Here is a 19,544-nt window from a genome sequence, read left to right on the forward strand (position 1 = left end):
CCTACTCGCCGTCGTCGACGACCCCTGGGGCTACGGGAACTCGTTGGAATGGGCGACGTCCTGCCCGCCGCCGCGGCACAATTTCCGGGCGCTGCCGCGCATCCGCTCCGAACGCCCGGCCTTCGACCTGCACTATCCGGCCACGATTGGCCGGGTCGACTACCACGCGACTCCCGAGATCAGTTAAGGCGGCCATGGCATGAAGGTGGAAGGCATCATCTTCAACTTCTTCGGGGTGTTCGCCGGGGCCGCCGCGCTGGTGTACTGGTTCTGGTCGAAGGACCCGACCGGCACGGCCGCGCTGACCCTCACCACGGGGCTCGGCCTGCTCGTCGGCGGCTACCTGGTCTTCACTGGCCGGCGGATCGGCATGCGCCCGCAGGACCTGCCGGATGCGGAGATCGCCGACGGGGCGGGGGAGCTCGGGCACTTCACCCCGGGCAGCTACTACCCGTTCTTCATCGGGGCCAGCTCGGTGACGGCGGCCATGGGCCTCGTCTTCGGCGTCTGGCTGATTGTTCTCGGTGCGCTTCTGGTCGTGGTGTTCGTGACCTGCCTGGTCTTCGAGAACTTCTGGCACCCGCCGGTGCCCGAGGACTGATCCCGCCCGGGTCGGGGGGTCCCCCTTCCCAAGGCCCGCTCAGGGAGCCGTGGCCACCGCCGTGTCGACCGCTGCGGCGGCGGCCTGGCTCGCGGTCACCCATCGCTCCAGGACGGCCCGGGCGGCGCCGGAGTCCACCGCCTCGGCCGCCCGGGGCAGGGCGGCGCCGATCTGCTCGGTGACGGGGGCGTCGGAGGGGCCGGCCGCGGCGACCAGGGCGGTGGCGGCGGCGAGCAGGACCGCGTCGCGGACGGGTCCGGGCTCACCGGCGAGCACCGACCGGGTGACGGCGGCGTTGTAACGGGCGTCCGCGCCGCGCAGCGCGGCGCGGTCCGCGACGTGGATGCCGACGTCGCGGGGGTCGAACCGCTCGCGGCGCGGCTGTCCGGCGCCGGCCGCGACGACCCACACGGCGGACGTCGTCACCGGGGTGAGCTCGTCGAGCCCGTCGTCGCCGCGGAACACCAGCGCCCGGGTGCCCCGGTCGGCCAGCACCCCGGCGACGACGGGAGCGAGCCGCGCGTCGGCGACGCCGATCGCCTGCGCGCCGGGGCGGGCCGGGTTGCTCAGCGGCCCGAGGATGTTGAACGCGGTGGGCACGCCGATCTCGCGCCGGACCCCGCCGACGTGCCGCATCGCCGGGTGGAAGACCTGGGCGAAGCAGAAGGCGATGCCTGCTGTAGCCAGGCACGCCTCGACGCCGGCTGGCGGCAGGTCGACCACGACACCGAGCTCCGCGAGCAGGTCCGCCGAGCCGCAGGATGACGACGCGGCCCGGTTGCCGTGCTTGACCACCGGCACACCCGCGCCGGCGACGACCAGCGCGGCCATCGTCGACAGGTTCACGGTGTGGGAACGGTTGCCGCCGGTCCCGCAGGTGTCCACGGCGCGGGCCCGTACCTGCTCGGACAGGCTCAGGGGCGTGGCACTGGCCAGCATGGCCCCTACCAGGCCGGCGATCTCCTCCGGCGTCTCCCCTTTGGACCGCAGCGATACCGCGAACCCGGCCACCTGCGCGGGCGAGGCGGCCCCCGCCATGATCTGGTGCATCGCCCAGGCGGTGCGCGCGGAGTCCAGGGACTCGCCCGCCAGCAACGCCCCGATCAGCTCCGGCCAGCTCGTCTCGACGGTCGGGAGAGCCCCGGCGGGGGGAGCGCCGACGGGGGAGTGGCCGGTGTAGGAGTGGGATGCGCTAACGGTGGTCATATCTCGGAAGCCCTGGATCTCAGTGGGCGAGCTGGGCGCCGGTGAGCGGCTGACGGGCCACGGCGCCGCCGGCACGCGCCCGCAGCAGTGTCACGACCGCCTCGGTGAGCAGACCCGGGTCGATCGGATGGGTGACCACCGCATCCGCCTGGGACCAGGTGGCGAGCCAGCGATCGTCCGGGCGGGCGACCAGCAGGATGGTCGGCGGACAGTTGATGACCTCGTTCTTCAGCTGCCGGCAGAGCCCCATGCCGCCGCTGGGGGTGGCCTCCGCGTCGAAGATGCACAGATCCGCCTCGTGATGATCGACCACGCCGATCGCCTCGGGGGCGTCGGCGGCCTCGACGAACTCAATCGGACCGAGGCCAGCGGCGGGGAGACGGCCGATCGCGTTCCGGACGTGTTCGCGCACATCCGCTCGGTCGGCGTAGACGAGGATGGTGATCATGTCGTCCGCGGGCCTTTCGCGAGAGGTGACCATCGCCGACCGGCGGTGAGCCGGCCAGCGGTGAACTGCGGACCGCCCTCCAGGCACCTCGGGCTCCCAGGTACCCCGGACATCCGGGCACCTCGGAAGTGGACGCTGCCATGTGAGAGTTGTCCCGTGCAGGCTACCTCCCGCGGACCGTCGGACGTGACCCGTGTCGCGTCGCCCGCCGGGTCCTCGCCGGGCCGGGTGGGGCCGGGAGCACAGACCCCTGGTTGCCTTCGGATCGTCGCAGGAGTGATACTGAGACTTGTTCTCAATCGGTGGACCCTGATGCCGGCCGGACCGCGTGACGCCTCGATCGCCGCCGCCGGCGGCCCGGGGCGTTCCACCGCCGTACGACGGGCGTGATCCTATGAACAACCAGACCGATCTTCGTCTCACTTCGCAGCGGATGGCCGTGCTGGCGGTGCTGGCGGCGGCCCGCGACCACCCGACCGCGGCCGAGGTCTACGAACGGGTGCGGACCGTGTCCCCGGGGATCGGCAGCGCGACCGTATACCGCACACTGGCGTTGCTGGTGTCCGCCGGTCGAGCGATCGAGCTGCGCCTGGGCGGCGGCCCGGCGGCCCGGTACGACGCCAACACGAGTCGTCACGACCACGTGGTCTGTGGCGGATGCCGTCGGGCGGTCGACATTGATCACCCCGTCCCCGACGGGATGATGGCGGAGATCGCGTGCCGCTCGGGATTCGCCATCACCGGGTACGACCTGCAGTTCCGGGGGCTGTGCCCGGATTGTCAGGCGAACGGCTCCGGCCCGGCCCGCGGCGCGGACAGGACCGGTCAATAGTGAACACCCATCCACAAGGAGCACTTCATGCCGAAGCTTGACGGCACCAAGACCCACGAGAACCTCAAGGAGGCGTTTGCCGGCGAGAGCCAGGCGAACCGGCGTTACCTCTACTTCGCCCGCCGGGCCGACATCGAGGGGCTGACCGACGCATCGTCGCTGTTCCGCGACACCGCGGAGGGCGAGACCGGGCACGCCTTCGGGCACCTGGATTTCCTCGCGGAGGTCGGCGACCCGGCGACGGGCGAGCCCCTTGGCACGACCATGAAGAACCTGGTCAGCGCCGTTGCCGGCGAGACCTACGAGTTCACTGCCATGTACCCCGGCTTCGCCAAGACCGCCCGCGAGGAGGGCTTCGAGGAGATCGCGGACTGGTTCTCGACCCTCGCCCGGGCGGAGAAGACCCACGCCGGTCGGTTCAAGAAGGCCCTCGACGCGCTGTCGGCCGAGGAGACGGCCGACGCCTGATCGTCGGGGTTTCTCGATCGACCGGGCCGGGGTGGCGGGGCGATGCCAGTAGTCCCCGTCGCCACCCCGGCCCGTATCGTCGCTCCCGCGCCGTGGGCCCTCGGCCGTTCCTGGACCGCTCGCCCGTTCACGGATCCCAGCATTTCCGGACAGGAGATCGCACGATGGCGCTGACCATCGCCGACATCACCACCGACCACCAGGCGTACACGGAGCGCCGGCCGCGGCTGCGCAGTCAGATGATCCTGGTGCGCGCCGAACGCCGGGTACGGGTCGGGGACATCGTCGTCCTCGAGTTCGAAAACGAGCAGACGCTGCGCTACCAGGTGCAGGAGATGGTCTACACCGAGCGGCTGACCGCCTCCGCCGACGTCGCCCACGAGATCGATGCGTACTCCCGCCTGCTGCCCTCCAGCCACGTCCTCACGGCGACGGTGTTCATCGAGCTCTCGGTTCTGGAGACTGTCCGCGAGGAGTTGGGGCGGCTTGCCGGGCTGCAGCACAGTCTCGCCCTGGAGATCGGCGGGACCCGGGTGGCGGGCGAGGAGATCCCCGGCCTTGACGAGGATCCCGATGTGACCACTGAGACCGTCTCCGTGCACATGGTGCGCTTCGCGCTGACCGATTCGCTCCGGGATGCTTTCCGCGACCCCGAAGTGCTGGTCGAGCTCGTCGTGGAACACCCGGAGTACAGCGAGGCGACGCCGTTGACCGGAGCCACCCGGCGTGCCCTCATCGCGGATCTCGCGTTGCGGTCCTGACCGGCCCACTCGGCCGGCGCCGACCTGTCACGGCCGGTCGCAGCCGGTCGCAGTCGGTCACGGTCACGGCCGGTCGCGGGTCCCCGGTCGCGGGTGAGGTCGGACACGTCCGCGGGCAGTCGGTTCGCGCGCGGCGGGATGGGTAGGCGGAACACCTAGGGCACGCGTCCGTGTCGGCACGTCCGCCCACCCGTCAACGTCAGCACGTTCATCCACGTCAGGGAGCCACCCGTGACCGATGACCAGCTACGTCCCGACCGCACCCGCCCCGGCGCCGCTGTCCCGGCCGGCGTCCCCTCCGCGCAGGGCACGGCCGCGCGGGCCGCGCTGCACCGCCTCGCCGAAGGTAAGGACGAGCGAGCGGCGCTCGGCGATCTCGCCGTCGCCGAGGTCCTGCTGCCCGACCTCGGTAACGACATCACCGATCTGTCGGAGGAGGACGACAGCGTCCTGCAGCTGCCGGTGGCCGAACGGCAGGACGGCACCCAGTTCGTCCCGACGTTCACCTCTGAGCAACGCCTGGCCGAGGCGCTGCCGGAGGTGGCGCGTTACCGCACGGTCCAGGTGGCAGCACTGGGCCGGATCTGGCCGTCCGATGATCTCCTGCTCGCGGTCGATCCCGGCTCGGAGGGCGGCATCGCCCTGCCGGCGGACGGCCTGCGGGCGCTCGCCGCGATGTCCGGCTGAGGCCCGCCCGGCGTCACGTCACGTCGCGGTCGGGGGCCACGTCGCGGTCGGGGGTGTCCGTGTTGGCTCGACCGTGCCCGCCGAACGGCGCTGGCGGGCCGGTGTGTCGCGGGTGAGGCACGCAACATCGGCCGGGTCAGCCTTGTTGCTCCGCATCGTTCGTAGGCCGACTGACATCGCTGTGACCTGCGTTTTTCCAGTTGCGGCAGGGCTTTGCCGGGCACGCGAGGCAGCCGCCACGATGATCCGGGGCGGTCATCGACGGGTCGTAGTCCTACCGAACGTCGAACCTACGGTGGCGCGTGGGCCGTCCCGTGCCAGAATGACCGACGTGGCCTCAGCCCCCGTCCTCGAGAAGGCTCCTCCACCGCACCCGACGGCCAACCGTCCCTCGATGGTCTCGGTTGGCACGGTCGTGTGGCTGTCATCGGAGCTGATGTTCTTCGCGTCCCTGTTCGCGATGTACTTCACGATCCGTTCGGTCAACAGCGGCAACTGGCCGCCGGCTACCGGCGACCCTGCCGGATCCGAACACGGACCCGTGGAGCTGCACGTCGGGTACGCGTTGTTCTTCACCGTGATCCTCGTTCTGTCCAGCGTCACCTGCCAGCTCGGCGTGTTCGCCGCCGAGCGTGGTGACGTGTACGGGCTACGGCGCTGGTACCTGATCTCGCTGATCATGGGTCTGGTGTTCGTCGGCGGCCAGGTGAACGAGTACTTCAGCGAGAACAAGTTCACGATGGCGTCGCACGCCTACGGATCGGTGTACTACCTGACCACCGGTTTCCACGGGCTCCATGTGATCGGCGGTCTCGTCGCCTTCTTGATGGTGCTGGGCCGATCGATGTACGGGCGCTTCACGCCGGAGAAGGCGACCTCGGCGATCGTCGTGTCGTACTACTGGCACTTCGTCGACGTTGTCTGGATCGCCCTCTTCGCGACCATCTACCTCCTCCAGTGAGCGACATGACTGCATCCTCGGGCACGCCGTCGGGCATCCCACCGTCGGGCACTCCGGCGCCGGGCACCCCCGCGCCGGGCACCCTGGCGTCGGGCACTGCGGCGTCGCGATCCTCGGTGCCGGTCGCCGCCACGAAGCGGTTCTCGGGCGGGCGCCGTTCGCCCGCGCGTCGTCGCCGGAGGTCCTCCGCGCTGGTCATGGTCCTCGGCCTGCTGGCCACGGGGGTGCTGTGGACGGTGCTCGCGCCGGGCGGCAACGCCGCGCAGACCCCGGACGCCAACGAGGCGGTCCGGCAGGGCCGGGCGCTGTACCTGCAGGGCTGCTCGACCTGCCACGGGCTGGGAGCGCAGGGCACGAACACCGGGCCCAGCCTCATCGGCGTCGGCGCCGCCGCGGTGGACTTCCAGGTGTCGACCGGCCGGATGCCGCTGGCCGCCCCCGCCGCGCAGGCCGACCGCAAGCCCCCGATCTACTCGGCGACCCAGATCGACCAGCTCGCCGCGTACATCCAGAGCCTTGGCGGCGGCGAGGAGATACCGAAGGTCACGGACGCGGCGCTCAACGACGCCGATCTGTCGCACGGCGGCGAGTTGTACCGGGCCAACTGCGCGCAGTGCCACCAGGCCGTCGGTCAGGGTGCGCCGCTGACCTACGGCAAGTTCGCCCCCTCGCTGAATGAGTCCACCCCGGTGCAGGTCGTCGAGGCCATGCGGACCGGGCCGGAGTCGATGCCGGTGTTCGGCCCGCGCCAGCTCAACGAGGAGGACGCGATCGCGATCGCGGCCTACATCAGGCACATGAAGGAAACGCCGAGCGCCGGTGGGCACAGCCTCGGTAACTACGGTCCGGTGCCCGAGGGGCTGCTGGCCTGGCTGGTGGGCGTCGGTGCCCTGCTGGGCGTGTGCCTGTGGATCGGAGCGAGGCAGAAGGTATGAGTGGAGTGACCAGACGGGCCCGGGAACGCCGGGGCCGGCGGATTCCGGTGCGGACCAGCCGTCCGTCCCGAGGGAGCGGCGTATGCACTACCCGGGCTACCAGGGCGAACCGGCCGATGAATCTGAGCAGGACTCGATGAGCAGCATCTTCAGAAGGGCGAAGCACCCGGTGGACACCTCCGGCCAGCCCGCCGGGGGATCCGGGGTGTCTGCCGGCGGCCCGGACGTCCCGGCCGGGACGCCGGACGGCCCGGAGGCCCTGGGCACGCCGCCCCACCAGACCGACTCGACCCGTGAGCCCGGGACCACGGCCGTTCGCCCGCGGGCGGGGGTTATCCAGCCGACCTACGGGGAACGGGCCGCCGGCGGGGTGACCGTCCGTCCGCCGCGCGCGCAGGACGTGGACCGCCGGGCCGAGCGGCGGGCGGAGCGGCTGATCGCCGGCTGGTTCTTGATCTCGGTGATCGGCACCGTCGGGTTCGTCGTCACCAATTTCGTCGGTGACAAGCACAAGGCGTACTACACCCCCTCCCTCGGGGCCGCGCTGGGCCTCGCCGTTGGTGGGCTCGGCATCGGCCTGATCCTGTGGGCCAAGCGGCTGATGCCGCACGAGCAGGCCGTGCAGGAGCGCCACGCGTTCGCCTCCTCGAAGGAGGAGATCGCCGTCACCGAGGAGGAGATCGCGGCCGGGTTCGCCGACACCGGCCTCGCGCGCTACCCGTTGCTGCGCCGCACCCTGCTCGGGGCTGGCACCGTGCTCGGCGGGCTGATCGTGGTGCCGCTGCTGAACCTGACGAACGCCAAGCCGGGCAAGAAGCTCGACCACACGAGCTGGGTGAAGGGTGCCCGCCTCGTCACGGAGGACGGCCGTTACGTCAAGCTCGGCGACGTCGCCATCGGCGGCATCGAGACCGTATTCCCGGCCGTTCCGGTGACCGAGGCCGACGGCACCGTCGCGTACCAGCCGAAGACCGATATCCAGACCAAGGCCGACAGCACGACGATCCTCATCCGGCTGCCACCGGGGGTCGACCGCCCCCGCAAGGGCCGGGAGGACTGGGGCGTCGACGGCCACGTTGCCTACTCCAAGATCTGCACGCACGCCGGCTGCCCGGTCAGCCTGTACGAACAGCAGACCCATCATCTGCTCTGCCCCTGCCACCAGTCCGTCTTCGACGTGCGGGACGGCTGCCGGGCGATCTTCGGGCCGGCCAGCCGGTCCCTGCCGCAGCTTGCCATCGCCGCGGACAATGACGGGTTCCTCTACGCCCGTGACGGTGACTACCACGAGCCCGTCGGTGCCGCCTTCTGGGAGCGCTCATGACCACCGCCTCCGCCCCCGAGTTCGTCAAGCGGCCGGGCCCGATCCGGAAGGCCAACCGTGAGCTCGACGAACGGTTCGGCAACCAGGCCTTTCTGCGGCGCAACCTGAACAAGGTCTTCCCCGACCACTGGTCTTTCATGATCGGGGAGATCGCCCTCTACAGCTTCATCGTGCTGCTGCTGACGGGCATCTACCTGACCCTGTTCTTCGACCCGTCGAACACCGAGGTCATCTACAACGGTTCCTACGTCCCGCTCAAGGGCGTGGAGATGAGCCGGGCCTACGCCTCGACGCTGGACATCAGCTTCGACACCCGGGCCGGTCTGGTGTTCCGCCAGATCCACCACTGGGCCGCGCTGGTCTTCGTCGCGTCGATGGTCGTGCACATGTTCCGGGTGTTCTTCACCGGCGCGTTCCGCAAGCCCCGCGAGACCAACTGGCTGATCGGCATCGGTCTGGTCGCCCTGTCGATGCTCGAGGGCTTCGCCGGCTACTCGCTCCCGGACGACCTGCTCTCCGGCACCGGTCTGCGGATCGCGGCCTCGATCGCCCAGTCCATCCCGATTATCGGGACGTGGACGTCGTTCCTCGTCTTCAACGGGGAGTTCCCGGGCGTCAACTTCCTGCCCCGGCTCTATGTGACGCACATCCTGCTGGTGCCGGGCGTCCTGCTCGCGCTCATCGGCGCGCACCTGGGCATCCTGTGGCACCAGAAGCACACGGACTTCCCCGGGCCGGGCAAGACCGAGGACAACGTCATCGGCCACCGGGTCTTCCCGGTGTTCGCGGTGAAGTCCGGCGGGTTCTTCATGCTGGTCTTCGCGATGCTCGCGCTGCTCGGTGGTCTCGCCCAGATCAACCCGATCTGGATGTTCGGCCCGTACGACCCGGCGAAGGTCAGCGCGGCCTCCCAGCCGGACTGGTACATCGGCTTCCTCGACGGCTCGACCCGGCTCATGCCGCCGTGGGAATGGCGCGGCTGGGGACACACCCTCCCCGCGGTGTTCTGGCCGACTGCCGTCCTGCCGGGCATTATGTTCACGCTGGCGGCGCTCTATCCCGCGCTGGAAGCCAGGTTCACTGGGGACACGAAGCCGCACAACCTCCTGCAGCGGCCCCGGGAGGCGCCGACCAGGACCGCGATCGGCGCGATGGCGATCAGCTTCTACCTGGTGCTGATGATCTCCGGCGGTAACGACATCATCGCCAAGACCTTCAGCATCTCGCTGAACGCGATGACCTGGGCCGGCCGCATCGGGCTCATCGTCGTGCCACCGATCGCCTACGCGGTGACGAAGAAGATCTGCATCGCGCTCAACCAGAAGGACGCCGAGATCGAGCATCACGGCATCGAGACCGGGATCATCCGCCAGCTTCCCAGCGGGGAGTTCGTGGAGGACCACCGCCCGAAGCCAACTCCCATCCCCGACCATCCGCTCGTCCCGACGGACCGGTTCGAGCTGCCGGCGGCCAACGGGCACGGCGACGGTCACGGCAAGGGGCTTGCGCGCCGCGCCGGCAAGGCCGTGACCGGGTTCTTCGTCGAGGAGAAGCAGCCACCCGGCGGCGGCCGGCAGTAGCCGTCCGGCCTGACGGAGTACCTGACGGAGCAGCTGGCGTCAGTACGTGGCGTCCTGACGTCATGGCCTGACGTCACGTCAGGCCGACGGGAACCACTCGTCACCGTCATACGCACGTACCGGCCGGCCGGGGGCCGCACCGAATCCGGCCGCGGCGCGGATGGCGCCCGCGGCCGGCCAGCTCCACCCGCCCTCCAACCGCACGAGCCGTACCCCCGGCCCACTGAGCCAACGGGCGATGCGCTCGGTCTCCTCGACGGAGGCGCACGGGGCCGGGCCGGGCCGTGGCCGCACCGTCTCGGCGCTGGCGACCACGGCGTCGACCCAGGGCCGCGGATCGACACCGGGCGGCACGCTCGCCGCTGACACCAGCCGGCCGTGACGCACCACGGCCAGCTCCCAGCCGGCCTCGGCGGTCGGGGCCGCGGCGACGAGCTCGGCGACTCCGGTGAGAGCCGACAGCCGCTGGGCACGTGCGGCCGCGCGGACGAACGCGATCATCCGGTTCCGCTGGACGGCGGCCTCCTCGTAGCGCTGCTCGGCGGCCAGCCGGTCGATGCGCCGCGTCGAGGCGGCGATGACTCGGCCCGGATCGCCGGTGATGGCGGCCCGGGCGGCGGCGACGTGCCGGCCGTAGCTCGCCACGTCCTCCCGGCCGTCGCACGGCGCTCCGCATCTGCCGAGGTCGGCGAGGGTACAGGCGGGCCGGCGCACGCGCGGGGACAGGCGCCCGGAGCACTGGCGCAGCGGCACCGCGGCCAGCAGCGCCTCGGCGGCGGCGTCGGCGGCGCGGACACTGCCGAACGGCCCGAGATAGGTCGCGTCGTCACGGGCGGCGCGTACCCGTGAAAGCCGCGGGAACGGCCCGTCGGTGAGCTTGAGGTACACGGATCGCTCCGGGAAGCGGGATCGGCGGTTGTACGGCGGCTTGTACTCGGCGATTAGCCGCAGTTCCCGGACCTCGGCCTCCAGGGCGTGCGCGCAGCCGATCGCGTCGACCCGCTCAGCCAGCGCCACCATCTCCGCCATCCGGGTCCGGGGCTCGCTGGCGGTGAAGTAGGTACGGACCCGGGAACGCACCGAACGCGAGGTGCCGACATACAGGGCCCGTTCGTCGGCGTCCCGGAAGATGTAGACACCCGGGCCCGTCGGCAGGCCGTCGGCCAGGTGCCGTTTGCGTCGCTGGGCCGGCGACACCCGGGAGCTGTAGTCGTGCAGGTCCTCCAGGGTGGTCACGCCCGCGTTGCCGAGCCGTTCGAACAGCCCGTGCAGCACGTCGACGGTGGCCCGGGCGTCCGCCAGCGCCCGGTGGCGGGGTTCGACCGGGCTGCGGAACAGCGAGGCCAGCGACGTGAGCCGGCAGTCGGGACTCTCGTCTCTCGTGACCACCCGCCGGGCGATACGCAACGTGTCCAGATACTCCCAGTCGGGCACCGGATAGCCGCAGAGCTCGACGGCGGCGCGCAGGAAGCCGAGGTCGAACGGGGCATTGTGGGCGACAAGAACGGCACCGCGGGCGAACTCCAGGAAGGTGGGCACCACCTGCGCGACCGGCGGCGCCGTCGCCACCATCACGTCGGTGATGCCGGTGAGCACCGAGACCATCGGAGGGATGCCGACGCCCGGCCGGACCAGAGTGGCCATCTCGGCGAGGATTCGGCCGCCGCGGACCCGGACCGCGCCGATCTCGGTGATCTCGTCGGTTCCCGGGGAGGTGCCCGTCGTCTCCAGGTCGAACACGACGAAGGTCACGTCCGCCAACGGGCGACCGAGATCGTCCAGCCTGCCCTGCCCTGCCCTGCCCTGCCGGGGCGGGGCGGCCGGGGACGGTCCGGGGTGGGATCTGGGCGCACGGCGTCACGGTAGGCCCCACCCCCGACAGTTTCACGCCCGGGATTGTCCGCCGGGCCCGGAGGCGAAAGCAGGTCCGCCTCGCCGCACGTCGTCACGGAGGTTCCGGGTCACGGGCCGGTGGAAAATGGTTAACGATACCTGATCCGTAGGGTGCTGGGTGTGCCACGGGACGGTATTGGCCATAGAATTCGCCGCGGTTGCCCCGTTTATGGTCCCGTCGGGGCAGTCCGGTGCTTCTGTCGGGGCGTGTGCTCAAACGTGCGGCCAACTCGGCAGGCCTGCGTGCGTCGAATGCGGAATCATGCCCAGGTGGCATGGTTCGAGACGAACGGCATTCGAGTGGCGCGGGTCGCGGTCGACTGTTCGAACGTTGACGTGATGGTGCGCTTCTGGTCCGCCGCATTGGGATACGAGGTGAGCCGGCGTGACGACGGGGTGATCCTGCGTCACCCGGCCGGCGCGGGACCCAAGCTCCTCCTCAGGCCCGGGGCGAAGCGCGATGCCGGCCGTAACCGGCTTTATCTGGATCTCTACGCCGTTGACGCGGAGCGTGTGATCGGCTGGTTGTCGACCCTCGGTGCCCGCCGGGTGTCCCGGTACGACGACGACGGGGAGAGCGAATACGTTCTCAAGGATCCGGAGGGTAACGAGTTCCGGGTGATGACGGTCGGGCCGGCGGGATTCGCGCGCCCCTTTGTCTGACACCCCGGCGGGCCGGGCTCCCACGGGGTTGGGTTCCCGGCGGGTCGGCGAGGGTGGAGCACGGTTTCGGAGAAGCGTGCTCCACACCACCGTCGCGTTCAGCGGAAAACGTGACGGCTCGACGGCCGGGTGAACGGCCATCGGCCATCGGGTGCTGTCGTCACGCGCCGGACGACCCGGTCGATAGGGTCGCAGCCATGTCGAGCGTCTTCACCCGGATCATCAACGGCGAGCTTCCCGGTCGCATCGTCTACTCCGACGAGCACGTGGTGGCGTTCCTGACGATCGCGCCGATCCGGCCGGGACACACCCTGGTCGTTCCCCGCACCGAGATTGACCATTGGATCGATCTACCCGATGATCTCCAGGTCGCGTTGTGGAGCGCCGCGGCGACGGTGGGCCGCGCCATCGACGCGGCCTTCCGACCTCGGCGGGTGGCCGCGCTCGTCGCCGGGCTCGAGGTCCCGCACGTCCACGTGCATCTCCTGCCGATCGAGGACGAGACGCAGATCGACTTCAGGCTCGCCGACCACAACCCCGACTCGGCCGAGCTCGATGCCGTGGCCGAGCGGATCCGTGCCGCCCTCGGCTGAGCCGGGTACCGGCCGGCGCGGATCTGGCTGTTCTGGCTGTTCTGGCTGTTCTGGCTGTTCTGGCTGTTCTGGCTGTTCTGGCTGTTCTGGCGGATCGTAGGGTTACGCGGCGGTCAGAGCTGGAACTTCGGTGGATCGACGGTGAACAGCGGTTCCCAGTTCAGGATGGCGTGCCCGGGTGGCGCATCGATGACGATGTTGTCCCGGACCCGCTGCCCGGCCTTGAGAGTCGACACCGACAGCCGCGGCGCGACGTTCTCGTAGCTGCCGTCGTACCGGGTGCCGTCGGAGGTCTGGATGTAGAAATCGGACGGTGAGGCGGACGTCGACCCGCGGCTCACCTCGACCGTCACGTTAATGACGTAGTAGGCCCCCTGGGCGGGCGCGTCGCCGTACTGGGTCACCTTGCCGGTGGTGGAGCAGACGCTGTTGAGGGTGACCCTGGCTTCGAAGTCGCTGACCGAGGAGGTGGCCCGGCCGACGGCGGTGCCGGAGCCGCCGATCGTCGCGGTGCCGGCCGCCGGCGCGTGCTGTGGCGTCACCGGAACGCAGCTCGGCACTCCGTTTGGCGGGGTCGCGGTCGGGGCGGCCGCGGTCGCGGTGGTATTCGGGAGGTCGGGCACGGTCACCGTCGGGGCCGGTGGGGAGGCGATCTCGGTGTCGTCACCGCCGCCCACCGCGAGGGCGATCACGACACCGAGCACGATGGCGGCGACCACGGCGAGGGGCACGATGATGAACAGCGGACTGGTCCGCTACCAGGGCGGAGGCGGCGGGCTGCCCTGCTGCTACCCGCCGGGCGGCGGGTAGCAGCAGGGGGGGTTCTGGTAGGCGTCGGGACCGCCCTGGTAGCCGACCGTCTCCGGGTATGGGGCACTCCCACCCTGGTAGGGCCCGGCAGCCGCGGCCGGGGGATGGTCCGGCTGCTGCCAGCCGCCCGGTTGTCCCCAGCCCTGCCCGACGCCGGGCTGTCCCCACCCTGGCGCAGCGCCGGGGTGCTGTGGGCCGCTGGGCTGCCCGCCCCACTGCTGCCCGCCCGGTTGCGGGACGGTGCCCGGCCAGGCGAGGCGTGTCTCCTCCGAGTCGGGCTGGTTCGGCTGGCCGGGCTGGGGCGCTCCCCACGGTGGGACCGGAGCCGGCGGGGGAGTAGAGGGCGAACCGGAGGCGGGGGTGCTGCCAGCGTCCGCGGGCTGGTGCCAGGGGTCATTCGGCTGCCTCCACGCCTCCTGGCTCCCGTCACCGCTGGGGGGCTGGTGAGGCGGGTTCTGGTCGGTCACGATGATCCTCTCAGGCGCAGCCAGGGCCGCGTTCGGAAGAAAACGAGCATAAGGGGCGCGCCTCGCGAGGCTACATAAGCCGACTTTCACCTGAGGCAATGCCCGCCCCGCCGTAGGCCGCCGACGTACCGATCCGGCCGGTAGCGGCCGTGAGTGCCCTGAGCTCTCCCGATAAGCTATACTGTCATCGTTCTCCCCGTCGGCTCCGGAGTCCCGCGTGCCTTGCTGTCTGGCCGGTTGGACGAGCCGTTGGAGATACGGCCCGTCCGGTTTGTCCGTCGTGCGCGTGTTGATGAACATTTCGTCGCCACCCTCGGATTCGCCGCATGAGTGAGCCGCTTCCGGCGCCGGTGCGGGCGCATGTCGTCGAGTTCGCCGAGCAGACGCTGGCGGATCTTCCCGAGCCGGAGGTCCCGCCGTCGCTGGTCGCGGTGCGCCGCTTCAAGCCCTCCCGCCGCGTCCGCCAGGGAGCTGTCCCGCTGGCCGCGGCGGTGGACGGTGACGTGTTCCGCGGCCAGGTCGCCGAGTGGATCCGCCGTCATCATCCCGAGCTTGTCGAAGCCGTCAGCTCGCCGGACGGACCGCCGCCCGCGGCGCCTCCCGAGAAGATCGCCGCGGTCGCGTACCTGCTGCGGGTCTCCGGCTGGCAGGAGCTGGTCCAGGTCGCTGCGGCGTCCACGTCGGAGGCGGCGGTCCGCAGCCAGGTCGACGAGGCCGAGCGGACGATACTGCGGCTCACCGAACAGCTCGAGACGAGCAAGCGCATCGCCGCGGCCGAGCAGGAGGAACTGCGCGAGCAGTTGCGGGCGGCCCGGGCGGAGGCGGACGAGGCTCGCCGGCGGCTGCGCTCGTCCACCGCCGGGATCCGGCGGGCCGAGGACGCCACGCGAGAGGCCCTGACCGCGGCCGAGGCGGCCCGGGACGCAGTCTTGGCCGTCAGCCGGGATGCCGAGGCGGAGACCCGGCGGCTGCGCGGCCGGGTGGCGGAGCTGGAGAGCGCGCTCGCCTCCACCCGCCGGGACAGCCGCGAGTCCCGCAGCGTCGATGACGCCCGGTTGCGCGTTCTCCTTGACACCCTGATCGCCTCGGCGCACGGCCTGCGACGCGAACTCGACCTCCCGACGATGGTCGCGAGGCCCGCGGATCTCATCGCTCGCGGCGGAGCCGGCCCGAGTAACGGCCCGCAGGCGTTCGCCGGGGCCCGCGGGCGGCCGGACGACGACCCCTCCCTGATCGACGAGGTTTTGGCCGTCCCCGGGGTCCATCTGATCATCGACGGGTACAACGTGACCAAGCGGGGCTACGGCCGCCTCACCCTGCAGGCCCAGCGTGAGCGGCTGCTGTCCGGACTCGGTGCGCTCGCGGGCCGCAATCCCGACAGCGAGGTCACGGTCGTCTTCGATGCCACCGCCGTCGTGGCCCGGCCGGTGGGTGTCGCCATGCCTCGGGGGGTGCGCGTGCTGTTCAGCCGGCCCGGCCAGCTCGCCGACGAGGAGATCGTCCGGCTGGTGCGGATGGAACCGGAAGGCCGCCCGGTCTTCGTCATCACCTCCGACCGGGAGGTCGCGGAGAACTGCGCCGCCGCCGGAGCCCGGGCGGTACCCTCGGCCGCTCTGCTGGCCCGCCTCGACCGGTAGGGGATCCGTCGGGCGGGACTTTCGTCGGGCGGGACTTGTCCGCCGAGAATTGTCGGACCCTGGACCTACCGTCGGTGAAGTCGGGAGATCGGTGCTCGGATTGTCTGTCGTCGCCGACCTCCACCGGTTCGGATCCGGAAGGTGCGCACGATGCTGATCGACTGTGACTCCTGCACCGCCCGTGGTGTCAGGTGCGCCGGCTGCATGATGACCGTCCTACTCCCGGCGCCGGGCCCGCCCGTCGGCTGGGACGCCGAGGAGCTCGAGGCATTGCGGTTGCTCGCCGACGCCGGTCTGCTGCCCCCGCTCGCCGACGTGCGGACGGCACTGCTGGACCAGGCGCCGCGGCGTCGCCGCGCCGGCTAGCCCGCCCGGCCGGGGGGCCGGCGCGGGCGCCGGTGGGGCCGTGGGAAAACGCGGTGGGACCGTGGGAGAATATGGGCGGATGCGCGTGCTGGCCGTCACGAACGATTTCCCGCCTCGTCCCGGCGGGATCCAGGCCTACGTGCACAACTTCGCCTCGCGGCTGCCCGGGGGCGAGATCGTCGTCTACGCCCCGGCCTGGAAGAACGCCGCGGCCTTCGACGCCGAACAGAACTTCCCGGTCGTGCGGCACACCACGTCGCTGATGCTGCCGACACCGGACGTCCTGCGCCGAGCCAGAGAGATCGCCCGGGCGGAGGGATGCGACACGGTGTGGTTCGGCGCCGCGGCACCGCTCGGGCTGCTCGGAGCCCGGCTGCGCCGCGACACGGCCGTGCGCAGGATGGTCGCGAGCACCCATGGTCACGAGGTCGGCTGGGCGGCGCTGCCGGGGGCGCGTCAGGTGTTGCGCAGCATCGGCACCGCGGCCGACGTCATCACCTATCTGACCAACTACACCCGGGCCCGGGTCCGGCCCGCCTTCGGCGGCCATCCCACCTTTGCCCGGCTGCCCAGCGGAGTCGACCCCTCGCTGTTCCGTCCCGGTCACGGGCGCGAGGAGATGCGCCGACGCCATGGGCTGACGGGCCGCCGGGTGGTGGTGTGCGTGAGCCGGCTGGTCGCCCGCAAGGGCCAGGACATGCTGATCCGGGCGCTGCCCATGGTACGGCGCCGCGTGCCGGACGCCGCGCTGCTGATCGTCGGCGGCGGTCCCCGGCGGGGTGATCTCGAACGGCTCGCCCGGGAGAACGACGTCGCCGAGCATGTGATCATGACCGGTTCGGTGCCGTGGGAGGAACTGCCGGCGCACTACGCGGCGGGCGACGTGTTCGCGATGCCCTGCCGCTCCCGCCTCGCCGGCCTGGAGGTCGAGGGGCTCGGCATCGTCTTCCTCGAGGCGTCGGCGACCGGCCTGCCGGTGGTGGCCGGCCGCAGTGGGGGTTCCCCCGACGCCGTCCTGCACCAGCGCACCGGCATCGTGATCGACGGTACCGATCTGGCGCAGGTCGCGACGACCGTCGGTGATCTGCTTGCCGACCCCGACCGGGCGGCGTCGATGGGTGCCGCGGGGCGGGCGTGGGTCGAGCTGCGCTGGCGGTGGGACGTCCTCGCGCAGGACCTGCGCACGCTGCTTGCCGGCCCGGACGAGGTTAGCGCGGGCTGGCGTAGATGTCCTCCACCGCCTGGCTGAACCGGTCGAGCACCAGCGAGCGGCGCACCTTCAGGCTCGGGGTGAGCTCGCCGGTCTCCACCGTGAAGTCCTGCGGCAAGATCGCGAACTTCTTGATGCTCTCGGCGTGCGACACCGTCGCGTTCGCGGCGTCGATCGCATGCTGGATCTCGGTGCGCAGGCCGGCGTCGTCGACCAGGTCGGCAACCGTCGCGCCGGCCGGCTTGCCCGCCGAGGACCGCCACCGGTCGAACGCCTCGGGATCGAGCGTGACGAGGGCGGCGATGAAGGGCCGCCGGTCCCCGATCAGCATCGCCTGGCTGACCAGGGGATGGGACTGGACGATGTGCTCCAGCGGCGCCGGCGCGATGTTCTTCCCACCGGCGGTGACCAGCAGCTCCTTCTTGCGGCCGGTGATCCGCAGGAAGCCGTCGGCGTCGAGGTCGCCGAGGTCGCCGGTGTGCAGGAAGCCCTCGGCGTCGAGCGCCTCCTTCGTCGCGAGCTCGTTGTTGCGGTAGCCGCGGAACAGCAGGGGACCGCGGATGAGGACCTCCCCGTCATCGGCGATGGCGATCGTCACGCCGGGAAAGGGCTGGCCGACGGTGCCCATCCGGACGTTGCCCGGCCGGTTCGCCGCGGCCGGCGCGCTGCTCTCGGTCAGACCGTAGCCCTCGAGCACCGTGAACCCGATCCCGCGGAAGAAGTGGCCGAGGCGTTCACCCAGCGGCGCCCCGCCGCTGACCGCGTAGCGGGCCCGCCCGCCGAGCGCCGCCTGGAGCTTGCTGTAGACCAGCGCGGCGAACAACCGGTGCCGCAGCCGCAGGAGCAGGCCGGGGCCGCCGCCGTCGAGAGCCCGGCTGTAGGCGACCGCGGTGTTCTCGGCGGCATCGAAGATCCAGCCCCTGCCCTCGGCGTGCGCCTTGTGGCGCGCCCCGGCGTGCACCTTCTCGAACACCCGGGGCACGGAGAGCAGGAAGGTCGGGCGCACCTTGGCGAGATCGGGCAGCAGGGTCCGCGAGTCCGGGGTGTAGGCGAGGGTGAACGCCCCCTGGACCACGCCCACCTGGAGCATGCGGGCGAACACGTGCGCCAGCGGGAGGAACAGCAGTGTGGACGCACCGGGCGCGAACAGCTCGGGCAGCGTGGCGATGGCCGCCTCGGCGGTGAACAGCAGGGCGCGATGGGTGATCTCGCAGCCCTTCGGTTGGCCGGTGGTCCCCGAGGTGTAGATGATCGTCGCGAGGCTGTCGGCGTTGACGGACGCCCGGGCCGCCGTCAGCTGCTCCGGCGCGATGCCGACGCCGTCCACGGCGAGACCGGCCAGCGCCCCGTGCTCGATGACGAGGACCTTCCGCAGCGCGGGGACGCCGTCGCGTACCTGCGCGACCCGCTCGGCGAGCTCGTCGTTTTCGACCACGAGAACCTCGACGCCGGCGTCCCGCAGGATCCACTCGATCTGGCCCGGGCTGGAGGTCTCGTAGATCGGCACGCAGACGGCGCCGGCCAGCCACGTCGCGTAGTCGACAATCGTCCACTCGAACCGGGTCCGGCTCGCCAGACCGACGCGGTCCCCGGGCCGCACCCCGCGGGCGATGAAGCCCCGGGCGGTGGCCACGACGTGATCGCGGAACTCGCGGACGGTCATGCCGACGAACTTGCCGTCGATCTTGTGCTGGATAAGCGTACTGTCCGGATGTGCCGCCGCGTTGCGGAACACGGCGTCCGTCAGGGTCGCATCGTCGGCGATGGTGATCAGGGGCGGGGAGGTGTACTCGCGCACTGCTACTCCTACCAGTCCTACCAGATGGCTTGTGCACGCCGGGGGGGACGACGCCACGGAACAACGGAAGCACGGAACAACGGAAGAACGGAAGACCAGGCCAGGGCATCAGACGTTAGCCTCCGGGCGGGCGGTTTGCGACCTTGCGGGGTGTAAAGGGTTCCCTTCGACGGCGTCCGACCGATGATCGTTGCCGGTGAGCGCGACCGCCGGGGACATGTCCCGGGTACGCCCGGGATCCGCGCGGCATCCCTCATCGGCCGGATGGGCCGTTCGAGTAGGGGCGACGGGCCCCTGTCGGCGC

At 71.2% G+C, this 19,544-nt stretch carries 20 protein-coding genes and 1 pseudogene; 15 read left to right on the forward strand and 6 right to left on the reverse strand.

The window, feature by feature from the left end; genetic code table 11:
* Both AC08OU_RS01135 and ctaF read left to right on the forward strand, forming a co-directional pair.
* Nucleotides 1-187 (forward strand): annotated as a pseudogene (locus AC08OU_RS01135) (aa3-type cytochrome oxidase subunit I); the annotation flags it as partial.
* A 12-nt stretch (nucleotides 188-199) separates the two neighbouring features.
* On the forward strand, nucleotides 200-601 hold the full coding sequence (ctaF, locus tag AC08OU_RS01140; protein ID WP_462186434.1) for an aa3-type cytochrome oxidase subunit IV: 402 nt from the start codon (nucleotides 200-202) through the stop codon (nucleotides 599-601).
* Between the two features lie 39 nt (nucleotides 602-640).
* Here the strand turns inward: ctaF and trpD are convergent, their stop codons facing one another.
* Together trpD and AC08OU_RS01150 are read right to left on the reverse strand one after the other, a co-directional pair.
* Entirely contained in the window at nucleotides 641-1,807 is a 1,167-nt protein-coding gene (gene trpD, locus AC08OU_RS01145) for an anthranilate phosphoribosyltransferase (protein WP_476600654.1), read from the reverse strand.
* Nucleotides 1,808-1,826: 19 nt separating this feature from the next.
* Nucleotides 1,827-2,255: a response regulator transcription factor gene (locus AC08OU_RS01150; protein ID WP_462186440.1), complete on the reverse strand. Its 429-nt coding sequence runs from the start codon at nucleotides 2,253-2,255 to the stop codon at nucleotides 1,827-1,829.
* 394 nt (nucleotides 2,256-2,649) lie between these two features.
* Here AC08OU_RS01150 and AC08OU_RS01155 point away from each other — a divergent pair, with 394 nt between their 5' ends.
* The 8 genes from AC08OU_RS01155 to qcrB all read left to right on the forward strand — a co-directional run bounded on the left by AC08OU_RS01155 (nucleotide 2,650) and on the right by qcrB (nucleotide 9,803).
* On the forward strand, nucleotides 2,650-3,087 hold the full coding sequence (locus AC08OU_RS01155) for a Fur family transcriptional regulator (RefSeq protein ID WP_462186432.1): 438 nt from the start codon (nucleotides 2,650-2,652) through the stop codon (nucleotides 3,085-3,087).
* Between the two features lie 27 nt (nucleotides 3,088-3,114).
* Nucleotides 3,115-3,555, forward strand: coding sequence for a rubrerythrin family protein (locus AC08OU_RS01160; RefSeq protein WP_462186431.1), 441 nt, complete (start codon nucleotides 3,115-3,117; stop codon nucleotides 3,553-3,555).
* Nucleotides 3,556-3,719: 164 nt separating this feature from the next.
* The gene (locus AC08OU_RS01165; protein WP_476600650.1) at nucleotides 3,720-4,316 is read left to right on the forward strand and encodes a DUF3501 family protein; all 597 of its coding nucleotides are present in this window, start codon (nucleotides 3,720-3,722) and stop codon (nucleotides 4,314-4,316) included.
* A gap of 231 nt (nucleotides 4,317-4,547) precedes the next feature.
* Nucleotides 4,548-5,003, forward strand: coding sequence for an SseB family protein (locus AC08OU_RS01170; protein WP_476600648.1), 456 nt, complete (start codon nucleotides 4,548-4,550; stop codon nucleotides 5,001-5,003).
* Nucleotides 5,004-5,325: 322 nt separating this feature from the next.
* Complete coding sequence (gene ctaE, locus AC08OU_RS01175) at nucleotides 5,326-5,964, forward strand: aa3-type cytochrome oxidase subunit III (protein WP_462186428.1); 639 nt, start codon at nucleotides 5,326-5,328, stop codon at nucleotides 5,962-5,964.
* Nucleotides 5,965-5,969: 5 nt separating this feature from the next.
* Nucleotides 5,970-6,899: a cytochrome bc1 complex diheme cytochrome c subunit gene (gene qcrC / locus AC08OU_RS01180; RefSeq protein ID WP_476600647.1), complete on the forward strand. Its 930-nt coding sequence runs from the start codon at nucleotides 5,970-5,972 to the stop codon at nucleotides 6,897-6,899.
* Between the two features lie 136 nt (nucleotides 6,900-7,035).
* Entirely contained in the window at nucleotides 7,036-8,223 is a 1,188-nt protein-coding gene (gene qcrA / locus AC08OU_RS01185; protein ID WP_476600645.1) for a cytochrome bc1 complex Rieske iron-sulfur subunit, read from the forward strand.
* The gene (gene qcrB, locus AC08OU_RS01190; RefSeq protein WP_476600643.1) at nucleotides 8,220-9,803 is read left to right on the forward strand and encodes a cytochrome bc1 complex cytochrome b subunit; all 1,584 of its coding nucleotides are present in this window, start codon (nucleotides 8,220-8,222) and stop codon (nucleotides 9,801-9,803) included. Before qcrA ends, qcrB begins: the two co-directional genes overlap by 4 nt.
* A 78-nt stretch (nucleotides 9,804-9,881) precedes the next feature.
* Here qcrB and AC08OU_RS01195 read toward each other — a convergent pair whose 3' ends face one another.
* Nucleotides 9,882-11,564 (reverse strand): DEDD exonuclease domain-containing protein, encoded by a 1,683-nt coding sequence (locus AC08OU_RS01195; protein ID WP_476604089.1) that lies wholly within the window; start codon nucleotides 11,562-11,564, stop codon nucleotides 9,882-9,884.
* Nucleotides 11,565-11,948: 384 nt separating this feature from the next.
* Here AC08OU_RS01195 and AC08OU_RS01200 point away from each other — a divergent pair, with 384 nt between their 5' ends.
* On the forward strand, nucleotides 11,949-12,359 hold the full coding sequence (locus AC08OU_RS01200) for a VOC family protein (protein ID WP_476600656.1): 411 nt from the start codon (nucleotides 11,949-11,951) through the stop codon (nucleotides 12,357-12,359).
* A gap of 197 nt (nucleotides 12,360-12,556) precedes the next feature.
* Nucleotides 12,557-12,952: an HIT family protein gene (locus AC08OU_RS01205; RefSeq protein ID WP_462202462.1), complete on the forward strand. Its 396-nt coding sequence runs from the start codon at nucleotides 12,557-12,559 to the stop codon at nucleotides 12,950-12,952.
* A 113-nt stretch (nucleotides 12,953-13,065) separates the two neighbouring features.
* Here AC08OU_RS01205 and AC08OU_RS01210 read toward each other — a convergent pair whose 3' ends face one another.
* Both AC08OU_RS01210 and AC08OU_RS01215 read right to left on the reverse strand, forming a co-directional pair.
* Nucleotides 13,066-13,683: a DUF4352 domain-containing protein gene (locus tag AC08OU_RS01210; RefSeq protein ID WP_476604090.1), complete on the reverse strand. Its 618-nt coding sequence runs from the start codon at nucleotides 13,681-13,683 to the stop codon at nucleotides 13,066-13,068.
* A gap of 57 nt (nucleotides 13,684-13,740) precedes the next feature.
* Nucleotides 13,741-14,229 carry a hypothetical protein gene (locus tag AC08OU_RS01215; RefSeq protein WP_476601675.1) on the reverse strand — a complete coding sequence of 163 codons (489 nt, stop codon included), beginning with the start codon at nucleotides 14,227-14,229 and terminating at the stop codon, nucleotides 13,741-13,743.
* A gap of 326 nt (nucleotides 14,230-14,555) precedes the next feature.
* Between AC08OU_RS01215 and AC08OU_RS01220 the strand changes: the two genes are divergently transcribed.
* From AC08OU_RS01220 to AC08OU_RS01230, 3 genes are all read left to right on the forward strand, one after another.
* The gene (locus tag AC08OU_RS01220; RefSeq protein WP_476601674.1) at nucleotides 14,556-15,866 is read left to right on the forward strand and encodes an NYN domain-containing protein; all 1,311 of its coding nucleotides are present in this window, start codon (nucleotides 14,556-14,558) and stop codon (nucleotides 15,864-15,866) included.
* A 150-nt stretch (nucleotides 15,867-16,016) separates the two neighbouring features.
* Complete coding sequence (locus AC08OU_RS01225) at nucleotides 16,017-16,232, forward strand: hypothetical protein (protein WP_462186437.1); 216 nt, start codon at nucleotides 16,017-16,019, stop codon at nucleotides 16,230-16,232.
* Nucleotides 16,233-16,311: 79 nt separating this feature from the next.
* Nucleotides 16,312-17,481: a glycosyltransferase family 4 protein gene (locus AC08OU_RS01230; RefSeq protein ID WP_476601673.1), complete on the forward strand. Its 1,170-nt coding sequence runs from the start codon at nucleotides 16,312-16,314 to the stop codon at nucleotides 17,479-17,481.
* Here AC08OU_RS01230 and AC08OU_RS01235 read toward each other — a convergent pair.
* Complete coding sequence (locus AC08OU_RS01235) at nucleotides 17,441-19,240, reverse strand: AMP-dependent synthetase/ligase (protein WP_476601672.1); 1,800 nt, start codon at nucleotides 19,238-19,240, stop codon at nucleotides 17,441-17,443. The genes AC08OU_RS01230 and AC08OU_RS01235 overlap by 41 nt on opposite strands.
* Nucleotides 19,241-19,544 lie beyond the last annotated feature (304 nt).

This window comes from Frankia sp. CcMO1, assembly GCF_977945845.1.